General features: G+C 35.4%; 13 protein-coding genes. 5 read left to right on the top strand and 8 right to left on the bottom strand.

Annotation, left to right across the window (positions count from 1 at the left end; genetic code table 11):
• Positions 1–81: 81 nt before the first annotated feature.
• On the bottom strand, positions 82–1,575 hold the full coding sequence (gene nhaC / locus DYE31_RS01085) for a Na+/H+ antiporter NhaC (protein WP_015901496.1): 1,494 nt from the start codon (positions 1,573–1,575) through the stop codon (positions 82–84).
• 320 nt (positions 1,576–1,895) lie between these two features.
• On the opposite strand from nhaC, the gene argF (DYE31_RS01090) reads away from it, so the two are divergent.
• The 3 genes from argF (DYE31_RS01090) (at position 1,896) to DYE31_RS01100 (ending at position 5,536) form a co-directional block, all read left to right on the top strand.
• Positions 1,896–2,897, top strand: coding sequence for an ornithine carbamoyltransferase (argF, locus tag DYE31_RS01090; RefSeq protein ID WP_015901495.1), 1,002 nt, complete (start codon positions 1,896–1,898; stop codon positions 2,895–2,897).
• Positions 2,898–2,933: 36 nt separating this feature from the next.
• Entirely contained in the window at positions 2,934–3,866 is a 933-nt protein-coding gene (arcC, locus tag DYE31_RS01095; RefSeq protein WP_015901494.1) for a carbamate kinase, read from the top strand.
• Positions 3,867–3,970: 104 nt separating this feature from the next.
• Positions 3,971–5,536, top strand: coding sequence for a YfcC family protein (locus DYE31_RS01100; protein WP_015901493.1), 1,566 nt, complete (start codon positions 3,971–3,973; stop codon positions 5,534–5,536).
• A gap of 108 nt (positions 5,537–5,644) precedes the next feature.
• Here DYE31_RS01100 and DYE31_RS01105 read toward each other — a convergent pair whose 3' ends face one another.
• From DYE31_RS01105 to argF (DYE31_RS01120), 4 genes are all read right to left on the bottom strand, one after another.
• Positions 5,645–6,523, bottom strand: coding sequence for a metallophosphoesterase family protein (locus tag DYE31_RS01105; RefSeq protein WP_015901492.1), 879 nt, complete (start codon positions 6,521–6,523; stop codon positions 5,645–5,647).
• A 1,652-nt stretch (positions 6,524–8,175) separates the two neighbouring features.
• Positions 8,176–9,771, bottom strand: a complete 1,596-nt coding sequence (locus DYE31_RS01110) for a YfcC family protein (protein WP_015901491.1) — start codon at positions 9,769–9,771, stop codon at positions 8,176–8,178.
• A gap of 578 nt (positions 9,772–10,349) precedes the next feature.
• A complete protein-coding gene (gene arcC / locus DYE31_RS01115) occupies positions 10,350–11,282 on the bottom strand; it encodes a carbamate kinase (protein ID WP_015901490.1) in 933 nt (310 codons plus the stop codon).
• A gap of 15 nt (positions 11,283–11,297) precedes the next feature.
• Positions 11,298–12,302: an ornithine carbamoyltransferase gene (gene argF, locus DYE31_RS01120; RefSeq protein ID WP_012664052.1), complete on the bottom strand. Its 1,005-nt coding sequence runs from the start codon at positions 12,300–12,302 to the stop codon at positions 11,298–11,300.
• 467 nt (positions 12,303–12,769) lie between these two features.
• Here argF (DYE31_RS01120) and DYE31_RS01125 point away from each other — a divergent pair, with 467 nt between their 5' ends.
• On the top strand, positions 12,770–13,831 hold the full coding sequence (locus DYE31_RS01125) for a DUF4352 domain-containing protein (RefSeq protein ID WP_015901489.1): 1,062 nt from the start codon (positions 12,770–12,772) through the stop codon (positions 13,829–13,831).
• Between the two features lie 88 nt (positions 13,832–13,919).
• Positions 13,920–14,642 (top strand): DUF4064 domain-containing protein, encoded by a 723-nt coding sequence (locus DYE31_RS12975; protein ID WP_307725051.1) that lies wholly within the window; start codon positions 13,920–13,922, stop codon positions 14,640–14,642.
• A 53-nt stretch (positions 14,643–14,695) separates the two neighbouring features.
• Here the strand turns inward: DYE31_RS12975 and yidC are convergent, their stop codons facing one another.
• The 3 genes from yidC to DYE31_RS01140 all read right to left on the bottom strand — a co-directional run bounded on the left by yidC (position 14,696) and on the right by DYE31_RS01140 (position 17,527).
• On the bottom strand, positions 14,696–15,559 hold the full coding sequence (gene yidC / locus DYE31_RS01135; RefSeq protein ID WP_015901487.1) for a membrane protein insertase YidC: 864 nt from the start codon (positions 15,557–15,559) through the stop codon (positions 14,696–14,698).
• A 773-nt stretch (positions 15,560–16,332) separates the two neighbouring features.
• Entirely contained in the window at positions 16,333–16,539 is a 207-nt protein-coding gene (locus DYE31_RS12625; protein WP_142382748.1) for a hypothetical protein, read from the bottom strand.
• 592 nt (positions 16,540–17,131) lie between these two features.
• The gene (locus DYE31_RS01140; protein ID WP_015901484.1) at positions 17,132–17,527 is read right to left on the bottom strand and encodes a hypothetical protein; all 396 of its coding nucleotides are present in this window, start codon (positions 17,525–17,527) and stop codon (positions 17,132–17,134) included.
• Positions 17,528–17,572 lie beyond the last annotated feature (45 nt).

The following is a 17,572-nucleotide window of genomic DNA, read 5'->3' on the forward strand; positions in this document are numbered from 1 at the left end:
CAAGGCTCTATAAAGTTGGAAAAGCAGAGTGTACTTTATAATGTCATTGATGCATATGAAATAAGTTAGCTATCAAATTGATTAAGCTAAGTCTGCATCATTAGGTAACGGCGCCTTTTTTCTAACATCAGCACCTTCATTGTCTTCTTTCGGCAATTTAACAATTTTGAAGCCTGTGTATGCAAAGATGATTGAAATGATTGGTACTAAGAAGTTCAATATCGCAAACGGCGCATACTCAAAGACAGTCACTCCTAATGTTGATGCGATAAATACACCACAAGTATTCCATGGAACGAAGACAGAAGTTAGTGTACCGCCGTCTTCTAATGCACGAGATAAGTTTTTCGCATGTAAACCTTTATCTTTGAAAGCTTGTGCATACATACGACCTGGCACGATGATAGAAATATATTGTTCTGAACATGTGAAGTTTGTACCGATACAAGATACGATAACAGAAGCAATCAATGAACCTGTATTTTTAGCGAATTTCAAGATGACATTGATTAATGCTGATAACATACCTGAGTATTCAAGTACGCCTCCAAATGTCATTGCCACGAGTGTTAAAGATATCGTATAGAACATAGATTCCAAACCGCCGCGGTTAAATAGTTCATCTACCATTTTATTGCCAGATTCCATTGTATAACCAGTTTGTAATGCAGTAAGTGCGTCAGTTAATGAACCGCCTTGCACAAAGATTTGCGCAAAGAAACCTAAAACGATACCTACACAAATTGCTGGAATAGCTGGTACTTTAAATACAACAAGTACAATAACTGCAAGAGGGATTAAAAGTAACCAAGGCGAGATAACAAAGTTATCTTGCATAGTAGTCAAAATTTTCTCAATATTCTTAGCGTCAAAATATTTATTACCGAAGCGTTGACCTAAGAAGAAGAAAGTAATTAATGTAATAACTAAAGCTGGAATTGTAGTGTACATCATATGTTTAATGTGATCGAATAAATCTACATCAGTTAAACCAGAAGCTAAGTTTGTTGTATCAGATAACGGACTCATTTTATCACCGAAGTAAGATCCGCAGATAACTGCACCTGCAACCATACCAGGAGAGATACCCATACTGATACCAACACCCATAGAAGCAACCCCCACAGTTGCCATTGTGGACCAAGAACTACCGATTGCTAACGCAACGATACTACATAATAAGACGACCACAGCTAAGAAATAGGCTGGATCAATTAATTGAAGTCCATAATAAATCATTGTCGCAACGACACCGCTGCCAATCCAAGAACCGATAATCAGACCGACTAAGATGATAATGACAATCGCTGGTAAAGCATGTCTAATCCCTTTATACATCATCTCTTCGACTTCATCGAACTTGTAACCATGCAACATCGTAACACCGATTGCTACAGCTGTCCCAATCATCAACGGAATGTGCGGTTCCTTTTTCAATACCGCTACCGTAAATAACATTGCTGCAATCATAATACCCAGTGTGAATATCGATGCGCCTACCCCTAATGGTTTTCGTTTCTTTTCAACAGTTTCCTCATTTTCTACATTTGCATTCTTCTCTTCCTTACTTTGCATAACATAAACCACACCCCTTATGTTTGTTTAGTGCAATCATACATAAATAAGAAACCGCTTTCAACACTTTATATGCTGAATTTTTCACACAATACCACTTAATTTTGTATTTTCTGAAAGAACAATGTCATTATTTTTATAATTCAAAAGTTTTGAGAATGATATTTTACACTATATTTGTGAATTAACTTTTTAGATAATTTATTGTTCTAAATTCACAGAATTGTAATATTTAAATAATAAATTGTATAAAATTATATTGACTTAATTTAAGGAAGCGCTTACACTGTATGTGACATCAATCACAAGGAGTGTAGAAAATGCAAAATTTAAGAAATCGTAATTTTTTAACTTTATTAGACTTTTCACAGAAAGAGATGGAATTCTTATTAAATCTTTCCGAAGATTTAAAAAGAGCAAAATATGCCGGTATTGAAAAGCAAACATTAAAAGGTAAAAATATTGCGCTGATCTTCGAAAAAGACTCAACTCGTACACGTTGTGCTTTTGAAGTAGCTGCATATGATCAAGGTGCTCATGTTACTTACCTTGGACCAACAGGAAGCCAAATGGGTAAAAAAGAAACTGCAGCTGATACAGCTCGCGTTTTAGGCGGAATGTACGATGGTATCGAATACCGCGGGTTCTCACAACGTACTGTAGAGATTTTAGCAAAAGAAGCAGGCGTACCAGTATGGAACGGTTTAACTGATGAAGATCATCCAACTCAAGTATTAGCTGACTTCTTAACAGCTAAAGAAGTATTGAAAAAACCATACCATGAAATCAACTTCACATATGTTGGTGATGGACGCAACAACGTGGCAAACGCATTAATGGCAGGTGCTGCAATTATGGGCATGCGCTTCAACTTAGTTTGTCCGAAAGAATTAAATCCAACTGATGAATTATTGGCTCGTTGTAAAGAATTAGCAGCTGAAAATGGCGGTGAAATCTTTATTACAGATAACATCGATGAAGGTGTTAAAGGTTCTGACGTACTTTATACTGACGTTTGGGTATCAATGGGTGAACCTGATGAAGTGTGGAAAGAACGTATTGCGTTATTAGAACCATATCGTGTTGACCAAGCAATGATTGAAAAAACTGAAAATCCTCATGTCATCTTTGAACACTGCTTACCATCATTCCATAATACTGATACAACAATCGGTAAAGAAATCTTTGAAAAATATGGTTTGAAAGAAATGGAAGTTTCTGATGAAGTCTTTGAAGGCAAACATTCAGTCGTATTCCAAGAAGCTGAAAACCGTATGCACACTATCAAAGCAGTTATGGTTGCGACTTTAGGCAACTTATAATCATAGACCATACACATCAAGGGAGGACATCAAGAAATGGCAAAAATCGTAGTAGCTTTAGGTGGTAACGCGCTAGGTAAATCTCCTGAAGAACAATTAGAGTTAGTTAAAAGCACATCAAAATCACTTGTTGCGTTGATTCAAAAAGGACATGAAGTCGTTATCAGTCATGGTAACGGACCACAAGTCGGCAGTATCAACTTAGGTTTGAACTTCGCAGCAGATCATGAACAAGGGCCATCATTCCCATTTGCTGAATGCGGTGCGATGAGCCAAGCTTACATCGGCTATCATTTGCAACAAAGTTTGCAGAATGAATTGCACGATTTAGGTATCGACAAACCTGTAGTAACGCTTGTTACACAAACACTTGTTGATAAAGAGGATGAAGCTTTTGCTAATCCGACAAAACCAATTGGTCTATTTTACGATAAAGAAACTGCGGATAAAGTCTCTGAAGAAAAGAACTATACATTTGTTGAAGATTCAGGACGTGGTTATCGTCGTGTTGTACCATCTCCGCAACCGATTGAAATTATTGAACAAACAAGTATTGAAACTTTAATTAATGCAGGCAACCTTGTCATTTCTGGCGGCGGTGGAGGTATCCCAGTCTACAAAGACAACAACGGAGATCTTCATGGTGTAGATGCCGTAATTGATAAAGACAAATCAAGTGCATTGCTTGCAGCTAACCTTAAATCAGAACAATTAATTATCTTAACTGCAGTAGATTATATCTACATCAACTTCGGTAAAGACAACCAAGAAGTTTTAACAGAAGTGGCAGTTGATGAGATGAAAAAATATATTGATGAAGATCAGTTTGCTAAAGGCAGCATGTTGCCTAAAGTTGAAGCTTCATTACAATTTATTGAGAATAATCCTGAAGGTAAAGTTATTATTACTTCTTTAGAAAAACTAGATGATGCCTTAGAAGGAAAAGTTGGTACGGTAATTAAAAAATAATAAATTTTAAGACAGAGATCTGAAAAAAACCTTCTACTAAACACAGGATTTTCAGGTCTCTTTTTATGAAAAAAGTGGATTTTGGTGTTTGAGGAGATGAAGAAATGAGCGAAGATATGAGTTTGAAAAATAAAAAAGCTGCTAAAAAGAAGAAAAAGTTTGAAATGCCTGGTGCATTTGCGATTTTATTTATCATCACAGTAGTAGCAGTAATCGCAACGTGGATCATTCCGGCAGGTGCATATTCAAAATTATCATATGAACCAGCCAAGCAGGAATTAAAAATTGTTGATCCGCATAATAAAGTGAAAATGGTTCCAGGTACGCAAGAACAACTCGATAAAATCGGAGTAAAAATTGATATTGAACAATTTAAATCTGGAGCAATCAATAAACCAATATCTATTCCTGATACGTACGAAAGATTGGATCAAAATCCAGCAGGATTAGATCAAATTACTACTAGTATGGTGCATGGAACGATTGAATCGGTAGATATTATGGTGTTTATTTTAGTGCTAGGTGGATTAATTGGTGTTGTACAAGCGAGTGGTTCTTTTGAATCAGGTTTGCTTGCTTTGACAAAGAAAACTAAAGGACATGAGTTTATGCTCATCTTCATGGTGGCTGTCTTAATGGTATTAGGAGGAACGCTGTGCGGTATTGAAGAAGAAGCCGTTGCTTTCTATCCTGTATTAGTGCCTATCTTTATTGCTTTAGGGTATGATTCCATTGTCTGTGTAGGTGCCATTTTCTTAGCAAGTTCCATTGGTACGACATTTGCGACAATCAACCCATTCTCAGTGGTAATTGCCTCTAACGCAGCAGGTATTACATTTACTGAAGGTTTATATTGGCGTATTGCCGGCTGTATAATAGGTACTATTTTTGTAGTAGGTTATCTATATTGGTACAGCCAAAAAATCAAGAAAGACCCGAAAGCTTCTTATTCATATGAAGATAAAGCATCATTTGAAAAAATGTGGTCAGTATCTAATAATAACAGCTCTGACATATTTACAGTACGTAAAAAAATCATTTTAGTTCTATTCGTTATCCCATTCCCAATCATGGTATGGGGTGTAATGTCTCAAGGCTGGTGGTTCCCAGTTATGGCTGCGATGTTCTTATCATTTACAATTGCGATTATGTTCCTTGCAGCAACAGGTGAAAATGGTTTAGGTGAAAAAGGTGTCGTGGATCAATTTGTAAATGGTGCATCAAGCTTAGTGGGTGTATCACTTATTATCGGTTTAGCTCGTGGTATCAACTTGGTTATGAATGAAGGTTTGATTTCAGATACGATTTTAAATTTCTCTTCTTCACTTGTTGAACATGTAAGTGGTCCGATATTCATTATTATTTTATTGATTATCTTCTTCTTCTTAGGATTTATCGTGCCATCGTCTTCAGGTTTGGCAGTATTATCTATGCCGATCTTTGCACCGCTTGCGGATACAGTAGGTATTCCGAGATTTGTCATTGTTACAGCATACCAATTTGGTCAATATGCAATGTTGTTCTTAGCACCGACAGGTTTGGTTATGGCAACATTACAAATGCTGAATATGAAATATTCTCATTGGTTGCGTTTCGTATGGCCAGTTGTAGTATTTGTAATGGTCTTTGGTGGTGCAATGTTAGTAGCACAAGTATTAATTTATTCATAAAATTTATGTATAGAATAAAATTTGTTAGTATGACAGATTTTATTAATCGTTTTAATAAAATAGAGAAAGCCGCTTCTCAATTTCGAAGTGGCTTTCCTCTTTTTCAATTTAAAGATTATAGATTTCTTCCATCAGCTGTGCTTCGCTTAATAATTCATCTGCATCATCTTCTTTGCTTTCAACGATACAATGAGTGTACTTTTTACCATCATCTAACTCAATTAATCGAGCGCCTGGCGCAAGGTTAGTATACAAACTGAATCCACTTGTACGTCCACTGTTTAAATCAATACCTTGATAATTGCCGCTAAAATCATTGTCATATACATTACCATAAAAAGCACCGTCAAAATTACCTAATTCTTTAATTAAAGACAGTAGTTGTTCTGAATTAGAAACATCATTATTATGAGCTGTCATGTTACGCATAACATTCTCGATTTCAATAATAGGTTTATGTGAGAATATGAAATTATATTGCGGTACATAACCATATTGATCTAAAGTTGCTTTATGAACGTCCTTCAACCAAGATATATGAGCTTGATCGATTACTCCGTCTATCCCATTATCAATCATATAGTGTTGATGTAACAGTGTATCTTGTTCTTTGATTTCAATCACATAAGCCTCTTTGTGATTGACTACTTTACTGTAATGTTTTTCTATATAGTTCTTTGAAATTTTCGTTTCCATTTTTCGTAATTCAGATTTCATGTCGTGACTGACTGCATCACGGTTACCGAAAGTTGTCGCAATTTTAATATCAAATCGATTCATAAACTCTAAGAATGATTGATAAAGTGCTAAACTTTTTTCATTGTCCTCTGCGTAAATTTGATTTCCAGTAAATATACATAGATTCGGTTGGTATTCGTTGATAAAATCTTCAATCATATTTAAGGTTTCTTTGTCTTCTTTTTCTGTGGCCTCCGTAAACGCTAAGTAAAGATTTGTAAATTGTAAAACTCTTTTTTTCTGTTTCATTTTGTATTTCTCCTTTGATGTCTATTTCTAAATGAAAAATCATACTTTATATTTGCCGATTAAAGCGTTGAGCAAATAAGTATTTAAATTATATAATGCCATTTTGAAATAGTACATAACTTAAAAAGTAAAAATCGTGTCGCTTTATAGCCTGAAAATCCCAATTTACCGTTGGGCAAATTTTTCGCAAAGAAACACATTGCTTTTTAGTTGAATCTTTATATATTTAATGGACAAAATAGGTAATCTTTTGTATACCCGATAAATCGTTAGCTATCACATTATAAAATGTATTTTTGGTATTTATAGACAAAAAACTACTCCAAAGTTGGAGTAGTCCATGAATTTTCATGTATTTTATTTTCGATAAAATAAAGTCTTCTCAAGAAAAGGTCAACAACGAACAGCTTATTTCTGAATTACATCTTGCTGTAAGATGAGAGTGCGTATTCTCCTCTAAGAGTGTTCAAAACGATTGAGCATAACAAGAAGTTTCTTTTTAAAAAGGATACATATTTATGTAGACACTGATTAAAAATATGCGAAAGGGAGCTACAGAAATGGCCGCTTCTGGATTCAGCTTATAATTTCGCATTCTTGTTGTCTTGTACGTTGAATCGAAGCAAAGGCTATAGAGACAGATAAGATTATAGTTGCTAACCTTTCTTGATAAGATAAATATATTATATAGTTCTGTTTGTTCATTGTAAATATATTTTTAGAAAAAAATATTACTAAATATTGTAGCAGTGTATTTTCGGAGAGTTTGACGAATGAAAACAAGCATTAGATTATCTTTGCAAATACAAATACAATCGAATAGCACAAATAAAACTAACACATCTCTACTTTTTAAAAATTACTATCCATTCTCCATAGAGTTAAAAATTATCAATTAAAGTATAAAAATTTTAAATAATTTTGTTGACGTTTTAAAATTGGAATGGTAATATTTTACTACATACAAACGTGAAGTGTATTGTCAGTCACCTAGAATTTGAGCGAACATCAAAATGAAATAGTTCAGGCCTGAATTAAAAATTTTGTATTTTATCTTAAGGCTTTACGTTTGTGTGAGAAAAGTTTAGATGGCAATGATTACCTAGCTGCTGATCAAGGTAATAATAGCTGTCAGAACCAATCGGCATGTGCAGTATATTTGAGAGACATGAAAGCTTTAAAAATCTAAAAGGAAAGAATAGAAATGTGTTATCTGTAATGATTATTTCTGGTTATTAATTATTACTGAACTCAAAATGTACGTTGTTTTTTTGATACTTAGAGATTTTAAGCGCTGAAAATATTTAAGTATGCATTAAACACACATGTTAAGGAAAGTTAAGCTGGTATTACATTGTTGTCTTGGTAAAACACAATGTAAGCAAAAGAATTAATGCACAAAAACGATTTGAATGGTTGATTTAAAGATTTCTCACTTTTTATTAGAGAGAAAAAAGCATTACAATTTAAATGAATGTGTGTGATGGCACATTTATCATTTCTGAAAAAGAGATAAAGTAAAAGACAGAATAAGAGGGCGGAGGCCCTCTTATTTAATGTGAAACAATTCAACATAAAAACACTTATAATAAAGAAAAACCGATAATCACAGCTCACCACAACTGTTGATAATCGGTTTGTTTTTTATTGAATTATGAGTAAACGAGTACTTGTGTAATCAGCATTGCGCCACCGAATACAAGTACGAAGACGACAACCGGCCATACGAATCGGAACCAGTGAGAGTACTTCATGTCGAGCATTTGCAGTGTTGCCATTACCAGTCCAGTTGGTGCTAAGAACAACATTGCGTATTGTCCGAATTGGTAAGCTGTAACCATAACGAATCTTGGAATACCTACTGTATCCGCAAGCGGTGCGAAAATCGGCATTGCAAGTACAGCCAAACCAGATGATGATGGTACGATAAATCCTAAGAAGAAGAAGATAAATAGGATGATAATGATAAATATCGGACCACTTACGTGTTGTACTAATGTAGATGAGAAGTGCAAGATGGTATCTGAAATCAAGCCTTCATTCATGACCAAGTTGATACCACGGGCTAAACCGATGATAAGTGATACACCTACTAAGCTTGATGCACCATTTACAAAGGCATCTACAGTTCCTTTTTCACCTAAACCGTTTTTACCTGTTCCTGCAATAAACATGATGATAATTGTTACTGCTAAGAACATTGAAGCCATGACTGGGAACCACCAGCCTTGTGTCATTACGCCCCATACCATTAATGGGAATGGGATAACGAATAAAATCAAGATAATTTTCTTACGCCAAGAGAAGTTATCAGCATGTGCGTCTTTACCCATAACAGACCATTGCTTTTCAAATGACTTGCGATCTTCGTAAGAATAAGATAATTTCGGGTTCTTTTTGATTCTTTGAGAGTACCAGTATAAGTAACCGATAACAAAGATTGCACCGACGATACAACCTGCTACACGCCAGTATAAACCTTCAGTAAATGTAATACCTGCTGCGTTAGAGGCAATTACTACTGAGAACGGGTTGATAGTAGAGAAGGTTGTCCCTACAGAGCTGGCTAAGAATATGGCACCCACACAGACAATGGAGTCATAGCCCATGGCAATGAATATCGGCACCAGTATCGGATAGAATGCTACGGCTTCCTCTTCGATACCACACAAGGTACCACCTAATACCATTAAGACAGCAACCATGAAGATGAGCATGAACTCATGTCCTTTAGTTTTCTTAGTCAAAGCAAGTAATCCTGATTCGAAGGAACCGCTGGCACTTACAACACCGATTAATCCTCCGAGTACAAAGATGAAGACCATAATGTCTACTGCTTCAATTGTCCCTTCTACCATAGCATTGGTAATTTCTCCAGGTCCTGCTGGATTTTGATCTAATCGTTCATACGTATCTGGAATTGAAACCGGCTTGTTGATGGCACCGGATTTGAATTGTTCGATTTGTATTTTAACGCCCATCTTATCAAGTTCTTTTTGAGTAGCGGGCACTTTCTTGATTTCTTTATGAGGGTTCTCAATTTTCAGTTCTTGAGCACCTGGTTCATACGATAGTTTTGAGTAGGCACCTGCTGGAATCACCCATGTTGCTATAACTGCGACTACAGTTAAAATAAAGAGGATTGCGAAGGCACCAGGCATTCTAAACTTAAATTTTTTCTTTTTCTTAGGCCGTTCTGTGCTGTCATGTCCGTTTGCTGCTTGTTTGCTTTGATCAGTGTTATCCATAATGGTCATCTCCTTTTTGGCAGAGCGCAATCATTGCCGATATGTAATTTGTATTTCGGAAATAGCGCTGCAGTTAACTTGAATTCAAATGCTATCAAATACAGGGAATTTGTGTGTCTCGACAAGACTATGAGATGACAAGATGTAAAGTTACTCTCGCGTTTCACGCAAAATTTTTTTCAGAATATAGTGCGTTGTAATTACAGCTAAATTCTGTTCACCAGATTTGTTATAGAGCTTGAATGCAAATTATTAAAAATGAAGACCATGCAGTACTTAAGAACAATCAACGTGCAGCTCTTGCGGTAAAGCACTACGTTTCATACCATAACCTAAGCACTAGAGCACGGCCTTATTTATAAAAAGGCCCGAACAGGATGTAACAAGGATGTATTTGTTCAATCATGTTCAGGCACTTGTTAATTAAAATGAAGTTGTAATATGCGGATTCTAAGATGAGGCAGGTTCAAGACATTTCTGATGTTTAAAGTGTTCTCAATCATCTGATTTCAGGCATTATGCGTGATAATGTTTTAACGAGCCGCACTTTTAAGCTTTTCATGTCAATTCCCTATGTTTTATTTTTTAATCACAGTACCTACTTTTCCTTCTAACGCGTCATCTAACTTATCTAATGAAGTGATGATCACTTCGCCTTTAGGATTGTTTTCGATGAATTGGATTGAAGCTTCTACTTTAGGTAACATGCTGCCTTTAGCAAATTGACCTTCATCAATGTATTTCTTCATTTCATCGACTGTGACATCTTTTAATTGTTCTTGGTTATCTTTGCCGAAGTTGATATAGATATAATCTACTGCAGTTAAGATAATCAATTGATCGGATTTCAATTCTGCACCAAGTAATGCACTTGATTTGTCTTTATCGATAACAGCATCTACACCATGTAAGTCTCCGTTGTCATCTTTAACGACTGGGATACCGCCACCACCAGCAGAAATAACTAAGTTGCCGGCATTGATTAAAGTCTCGATACTTGGTAATTCAACGATTTCAATTGGTTGTGGAGAAGGTACTACACGACGATAGCCGCGTCCTGAATCTTCTACGAAAGTATAATGACGTTCTTTAGCAATTGTATCTGCTAGTTCTTTGTCATAGAACATACCAATTGGTTTTGTTGGATTAGAAAATGCTTCGTCATCTCTATCTACAACTGTTTGTGTAACTAATGTTACTACTGGTTTTTCAATACCTAGGTTATGCAATTCATTTTGCAAACTTTGTTGTAGTTGATAACCGATATAAGCTTGGCTCATTGCACCACATTCTGGGAATGGGAATGGCGGGCCTTGTTCGTGTTCAGCAGCGTAGTTCAATCCTAAGTTGATACTGCCGACTTGTGGACCGTTACCGTGGCTGATGACTACTTCGTTTCCTTTTTGAACTAATGCGATTAATGATTTTGCTGTATTTTCAACAAGTTTCAATTGTTCTTCTGGGGAATTGCCTAATGCGTTACCGCCTAATGCTACTACGATTTTAGCCATTCTATTTGTCCTCCCTTATCCAATATCGCCTAAAGTAGCGACCATTACTGCTTTGATAGTGTGCATACGGTTTTCAGCTTCTTGGAATACGACAGAGTGTTTGCCTTCGAAGACTTCGTCTGTAACTTCCATTTCTTTCAAGCCGTATTTGTCATAAATTTCTTTACCGATTTTAGTATCAGTGTTGTGGAATGATGGCAAGCAGTGTTCGAAGATGACACGTGGGTTGCCTGTTTTTTCGATCATTTCTTGGTTAACTTGGTAAGGTTTCAATAATTCGATACGTTCTTTCCAAACATCGTCAGGTTCGCCCATAGATACCCAAACGTCTGTGTAAAGTACGTCTGAACCTTTCACACCTTTATCGATATCATCTGTCACTAAGATTTCGCCGCCGTTTTCTTCAGCCAATTCTCTGCAACGGCTCAATAATTCATCTGTCGGATTCAATTCTTTCGGACATACAAGGTGGAAACGCATACCCATAATTGCAGCACCTGCCATTAATGCGTTCGCAACGTTGTTGCGTCCGTCTCCAACATATGTGAAGTTGATTTCGTGATAAGGTTTTTTCAATGTTTCTTTAGCAGTCAAAAAGTCAGCCAATACTTGCGTAGGGTGATCTTCATCTGTTAAACCGTTCCATACTGGAACGCCTGATTCTTTCGCCAATGTTTCAACAGTACGTTGAGAGAATCCGCGGTATTCGATACCGTCATACATGCCGCCTAAAACGCGTGCTGTATCTGCTGCTGTTTCTTTTTTGCCCATTTGGCTGCCTGTAGGTCCAAGATAAGTTACGTGAGCACCTTGGTCATAAGCGGCAACTTCAAATGCGCAACGAGTACGAGTTGAGTCTTTTTCAAAAATTAATGCAATGTTTTTTCCTTTCATCGTCGGCTGCTCAATACCTGCGTATTTCGCTCTTTTCAAGTCTTCTGAAAGGTTGAGTAAAAATTCAACTTCTTTCTGTGAAAAATCTAATAATGTTAGGAAATTTCTGTTTCTTAAGTTTTGCATTATACATACAACTCCTCTTTGTGATTGATTTCACATTTATTGTAAACGCTTTCTATTGGTTTCGTCAATAGCATTTATAATTATTTATTTGCTTTTTTCAATAAAATTGACAATATAGTTACAGAGTTTATTTAGTTGTTTACAAATGTAAATATTTGGTTTAAGGGAAAATTTATATTTTTTAATGTGCACCGTTATAATTATTTCCTCTTTAAAAAAGAATAATCGTGAAAATTATGAAAACTTTGTGAGGACTGAGATAATGTTAAAAATATGAATCTTTGCACATTGAATTATAATTCATCAGATCAGTATTTAGTGTTGTTTAACAATATCTTCACGAAAAGTTGAAAAAGTCTTGATTTCCGTTAAAAATATTATAAGATAAGCATATATAAATAATTTGGTGGCACAAGCCATAATTTATTTGTTAGTTTTGCAAATAAAAATAGGGTGGAGAAAAACAAGTGAAGAGATTATTATTTTTAATGGTAAGTGTTTTATTTTTATTATCTGCTTGTAGCAGCAACAAATCTGAAGAAAAGGCAGAAGCTGATGAAGAAAGAGGCGAAGCAACGGACAAAATGAAATTGTTCCGTGTAGGCCAAACAGTAACTGCTGACGGCGTAGATATTAAAGTCATGAAAGCAGAATATGTGAATGATTACGATGAATACAGTGCGCCAGAAAACGGTAAAGTATTAAAAGTCTATTTAAAATTCAAAAACAACAACAAAGATCAAGTATTAGTTGATAGCAGTGCATTTTCTATGAAAGTACGTGGAGAGAATTATCCTGAATGGTATGGCGGAGACGGCACGGATGGTATGTTCTCTCATCAATTAAATCAAGGCAATACAGCCACTGGGACATTGATTTATGACGTACCGGAGTCTAATTTTTACACTTTAGAAATGGATACTAATTTCAACTTGAAGAATGTGAAGGCTAAATGGAATATCTCTAAAGCCATGATTAAAGAAGGTAATGGGGGTAGTGATGAAACTGAGGTAACTAAGACGAGCAGTTCTAAAGATGATGATAGTGACAGTGACAGCAAAGATTATCCATATACAGCTGATGAATATAATGCGTTAGTAGATGAATACAATGCATTGACTGATGGAGAAAAGATGAACCATGTTACACGTGGTGTCACGAACAAAGAATATAATGACTTAGCTGCACGTGTTGAAAAGTTATATGAAGAACTCGGAGCAGAGTATGAAAAAGAGTATCAAAAACAATTAGATCAAGAAGAAGCTGAGTGGCAAAAAGAACAAGACCGTTTGGATAAAGAGTTTGATGCTGAAATGAAACGTCAAGATGAAGCTTATGCTCGTGAAGAAGCACAGCGTCAAAAACAAGAAGCCGCTGATCAGAAAGCTTACGAAGCAGAACAGAAACGTATAGAAGAACAAGAAGCGCGTGAAGCAGCTGCGGCAGAAAAACAAGAACAAGAATTGGCTCGACAAGAAGCTGAACAACAAAAACAGTTAGATAAAGAAGCATCAATGACTGAAGAATAATGGGTTAATCTGTTTGTGTTCAGGGTATCTGAATAGAAATTTTAAGCAACTTGCCTAAAGTTAAAATTAAAATGAAAGCAGGGGTACTATGGACGAACAGCGAAATAACAGAAACCAAGATAAGCGAAATGATGATTATGACAATGGAACAATTGATGACAGGCAAATACCAAAAAATGAAAATCATGAAGAAACTGAACACGATGCCAAACAAGAATCTGACTATAGAAATGTTGAAGATGGCAGTTCTGTAGATCGACGTGAACCAAGGTATAACAATCATGATGAAAGAAATAATGAAAGCTATGATTCAAGGGATAACCGTCAAGAACACACAAGACACGATGACCGACGAGAGTCTAGAAATGGAAATTATCAAGATGACAGATATACAGACAGACGTGAACCGAGATACGAAAATCACGAAGATAGACGTTATCATGATAATCGACAACCGAGATATGATTATCGAGACGATGCAAGACCAACAAACAGAGTTGCTGAGATGGTACTTGGCATTATGGGTAGTGTATTCGGTATTATCGCCGGCATTTTTGGTTTGTTGCTTGGCGGTATTAGTTCTAGTCTCGGTGAAGCAGATGGCGGGTCGATATTTGGTCAAGCAATCGGAGTTATTTTTGTTTGTATTGTAACGATAGTGATTAGTTGTATCATTAATAAAAATCGTATTGCGATGGGCGTTATCTTAATCATCGGCGGTTTGTTGAATTTTATTTTAATGGGCGGATTCGGTATTTTATCCGGTATTTTAATTTTAGTCGCAGGTGTTATTGCTTTGATTAGAAAATAATATAAGAACAGCCTAGCAACGTTAAACGCGCTGCTAGGCTGTTTTTTACTGAATTATTTTTTCTTTTTCTTTTTAGAAACAACTTGTGTATTCTTAGGCTTTTTATCTTCGCCTGAATCTTTGTTCATTTTTGCTTTCAATCTTGCTACTTCTTGATCAGCGTATTTTGCGTAGTATCTGTTAGCCACAAATGTTTGAACAATCATGAAGATAGCTGATACTGACCAATAAAGACCAAGTGCTGAAGCAGAAGTGTAAGAGATATAGATAATGAAAATAGGAGAAATAATCATCATCATATAACCCATTTGTCTTTGTTCTTTAGGCATATTTTCTAAACTTACAAGAGATTGTAAGAAGTAAAGTACACCGGCAATTATTGTAATTAAAATATCAGGTTTTGTTAAATCGAACCATAAGAAATTAGGATGTGCTGTAATACCGCCATGTGAAGGCCATTTAAGAGAAACATATAAACCGAATAAGATAGGCATTTGAATTAAAATAGGCAAGCAACCTAACATGCTCTTCATCGGATTTAATTCATATTTCTTATAAACTTCCATCATTTCTTGGTTAGCGGCCATTTTTTCTTCTTGTGTACGTGCACGTTTAACTTTTTCTTGAACCGCATTCATTTCAGGTTTCGCAAAATCCATTACTTTACGCATCATTTGGCCGTTTTTAGTTTGGCTCAACATAAATGGCAACATGACTAAACGGATAGCCAATACAATAATGATAATTGCAAGACCATAATCGTGGCCTAAGTTATTTCCTAGCCAATGTAATAGGTGATCCATCGGTTTAGCGAATGTGTTATAGAAGAAACCCGTTCTATTTTCAGGTTTTGAGTAATTACAACCCGCTAAAAGTACTGTAGTCATAACAAGCAACAGTATGTATTTAATTTTCATGGTTAACTCTGCCTTTCTTTATTTATATGAATAATTATTTATATCATCAGTGGGAACTTAAAAAAGCAACCACGAAATGGTTGCTATGTGAATAATACAACAGTGTGGAAAAATTACTTCCGCCTTTAGATACTATCATAAATTGTTGACATGTCAAATTAGTTGATATATCAAAAGTTTATTTATAATGAATTATTTAATAGTACAAAAAATAAGCGCTGATTTGAAATAGATCAGCACTCATTCATGGCATATTGTCCTACTAACAAGGATATCTCAGGTATTTGAATTTTAACGTTCGCGCCGAGTCGACAAACGATGGACAGACCTGTGTTGGTTAGTTCAGTGCCGATCTTCCGCAAACACTGCAACGTTGTCCACTAATTATATTTACCGACCGCCTCGAACAACTGAGGCTGTCAACAGCAATATGCCAATACGATAGATTAACACACTTATTGATTTATTCAAAGTTAAAGGGATAAAAAATAAGCACTGACCTGAAATAGATCAGCACTTACTAATGACATATTGTCCTACTAACAGGATTAACTGAGCATTTGATTTTTACGTTTGCGCCCAGACGCCAAACGACAGACAGGTCTATGCCAGTTAGTACAAGTGTCGACCTTCCGTAGACACTATAGCGTTGTTTACTAATTAATTTTTTTAACTGCCACAAACAACTATGGCCGTTTCTCCAATATGCCATTACGATAGAATAGCATAGACTTAATCTTGATGGTAGTAAAAAGGGGTGAATTCTTCTTTTATTAAGTTAACTGTTCTTCTTTTTTTCCTACATAGAGTTCGCTCTTCATGTTGAAACTGAAGAATGATGCAATCCAAGTACAGATGATTAGAGCTGTAACGGTGGGTGCGTTATTGAATGGGTTTGTAATACTGAAAGCTGATATAAGTGGAATAAACAAAGCATAGGCTATTCCGAATTGAACTAATGCAATTATATATAGTTTCATACTTGATCCGGTAATTGCGACGATCAGTCCGGGAATTAAAATAATTTCTATCACTATTAAAAGTACAAGCAACGTCATACCCAGGGTGATAACGTTATGTGTATGTAACGAGAAGAAAGAAAAATTTTCAATGACTCTGAATGATGCGAAAGTTATGCATAAAAAGACAAATACAAAAATAAATTCTTCGCCTAAAGTAGTGAAAAAAGAATTGATAAAAGAAGGTGATGACTTCTTATAAGCAGTCAGTATATAAGCTTCTAATTATATAAGCTTCTAATATAGTATATAACAACATCATCAATAATGTTAATGCCAATAAAGTCATAGAGACATGTCCAGTGAATATTTTTTAGATAAAAGTAAGACCGCTATGCCAGATATTCATAATTGGTATCTATCCTTCCTATCATTTACTCATTCTCAGTTTTCTTTTTGCTTTTTTCCATTTCATCAATTAATACAAAGCCTGTGTAACTGGCAAATCCAGTAATAAAAATCAAGACAAGTATTAACAAAGGCATATTTAATACATTCTTAAATGATGCAAGCGTAATCAGTACATAAAAAATCAGTGAAGCCAATATGAAATTTATAATACTGATGGATATGGTTTTAAAGACCGAATCAGCAATTGCAAGACTAGACTAGGTATAATCAGTATTTCCAAAGTAATTACAAAAATCATAGCTTCTTGTCCTAAAATAAGTGGATTTGTAGAATGTAAATTTAAAAATGGGATTTTAGCAATAAAAGTAATAAGTGCTGTAAAGAAGTAAATGAAAATAATTGCACCTATCAATTCCCCGCCTAATGACTTAAAAAAGAAAGCAACTAGGCTTTCATCTGAATTTCCTGCACTTTTAACCGCAACACTGGTAAGTGAAGCTAAAAGTATAGTAATCACAATTACAGTTATTAATAAATAAGAAACGTTGCCCTGAATCAATTGCTTAAAGAAATCGACGGCGTTTTGAAAGTTTTGCATTCAGAATGTACCTCTCTTTATTTTTCTTGAATTAAGTATAGTCAA

The sequence above is a fragment of the Staphylococcus carnosus genome, assembly GCF_900458435.1.
In the GTDB taxonomy this organism is placed as follows: Bacteria; Bacillota; Bacilli; order Staphylococcales; family Staphylococcaceae; genus Staphylococcus; species Staphylococcus carnosus.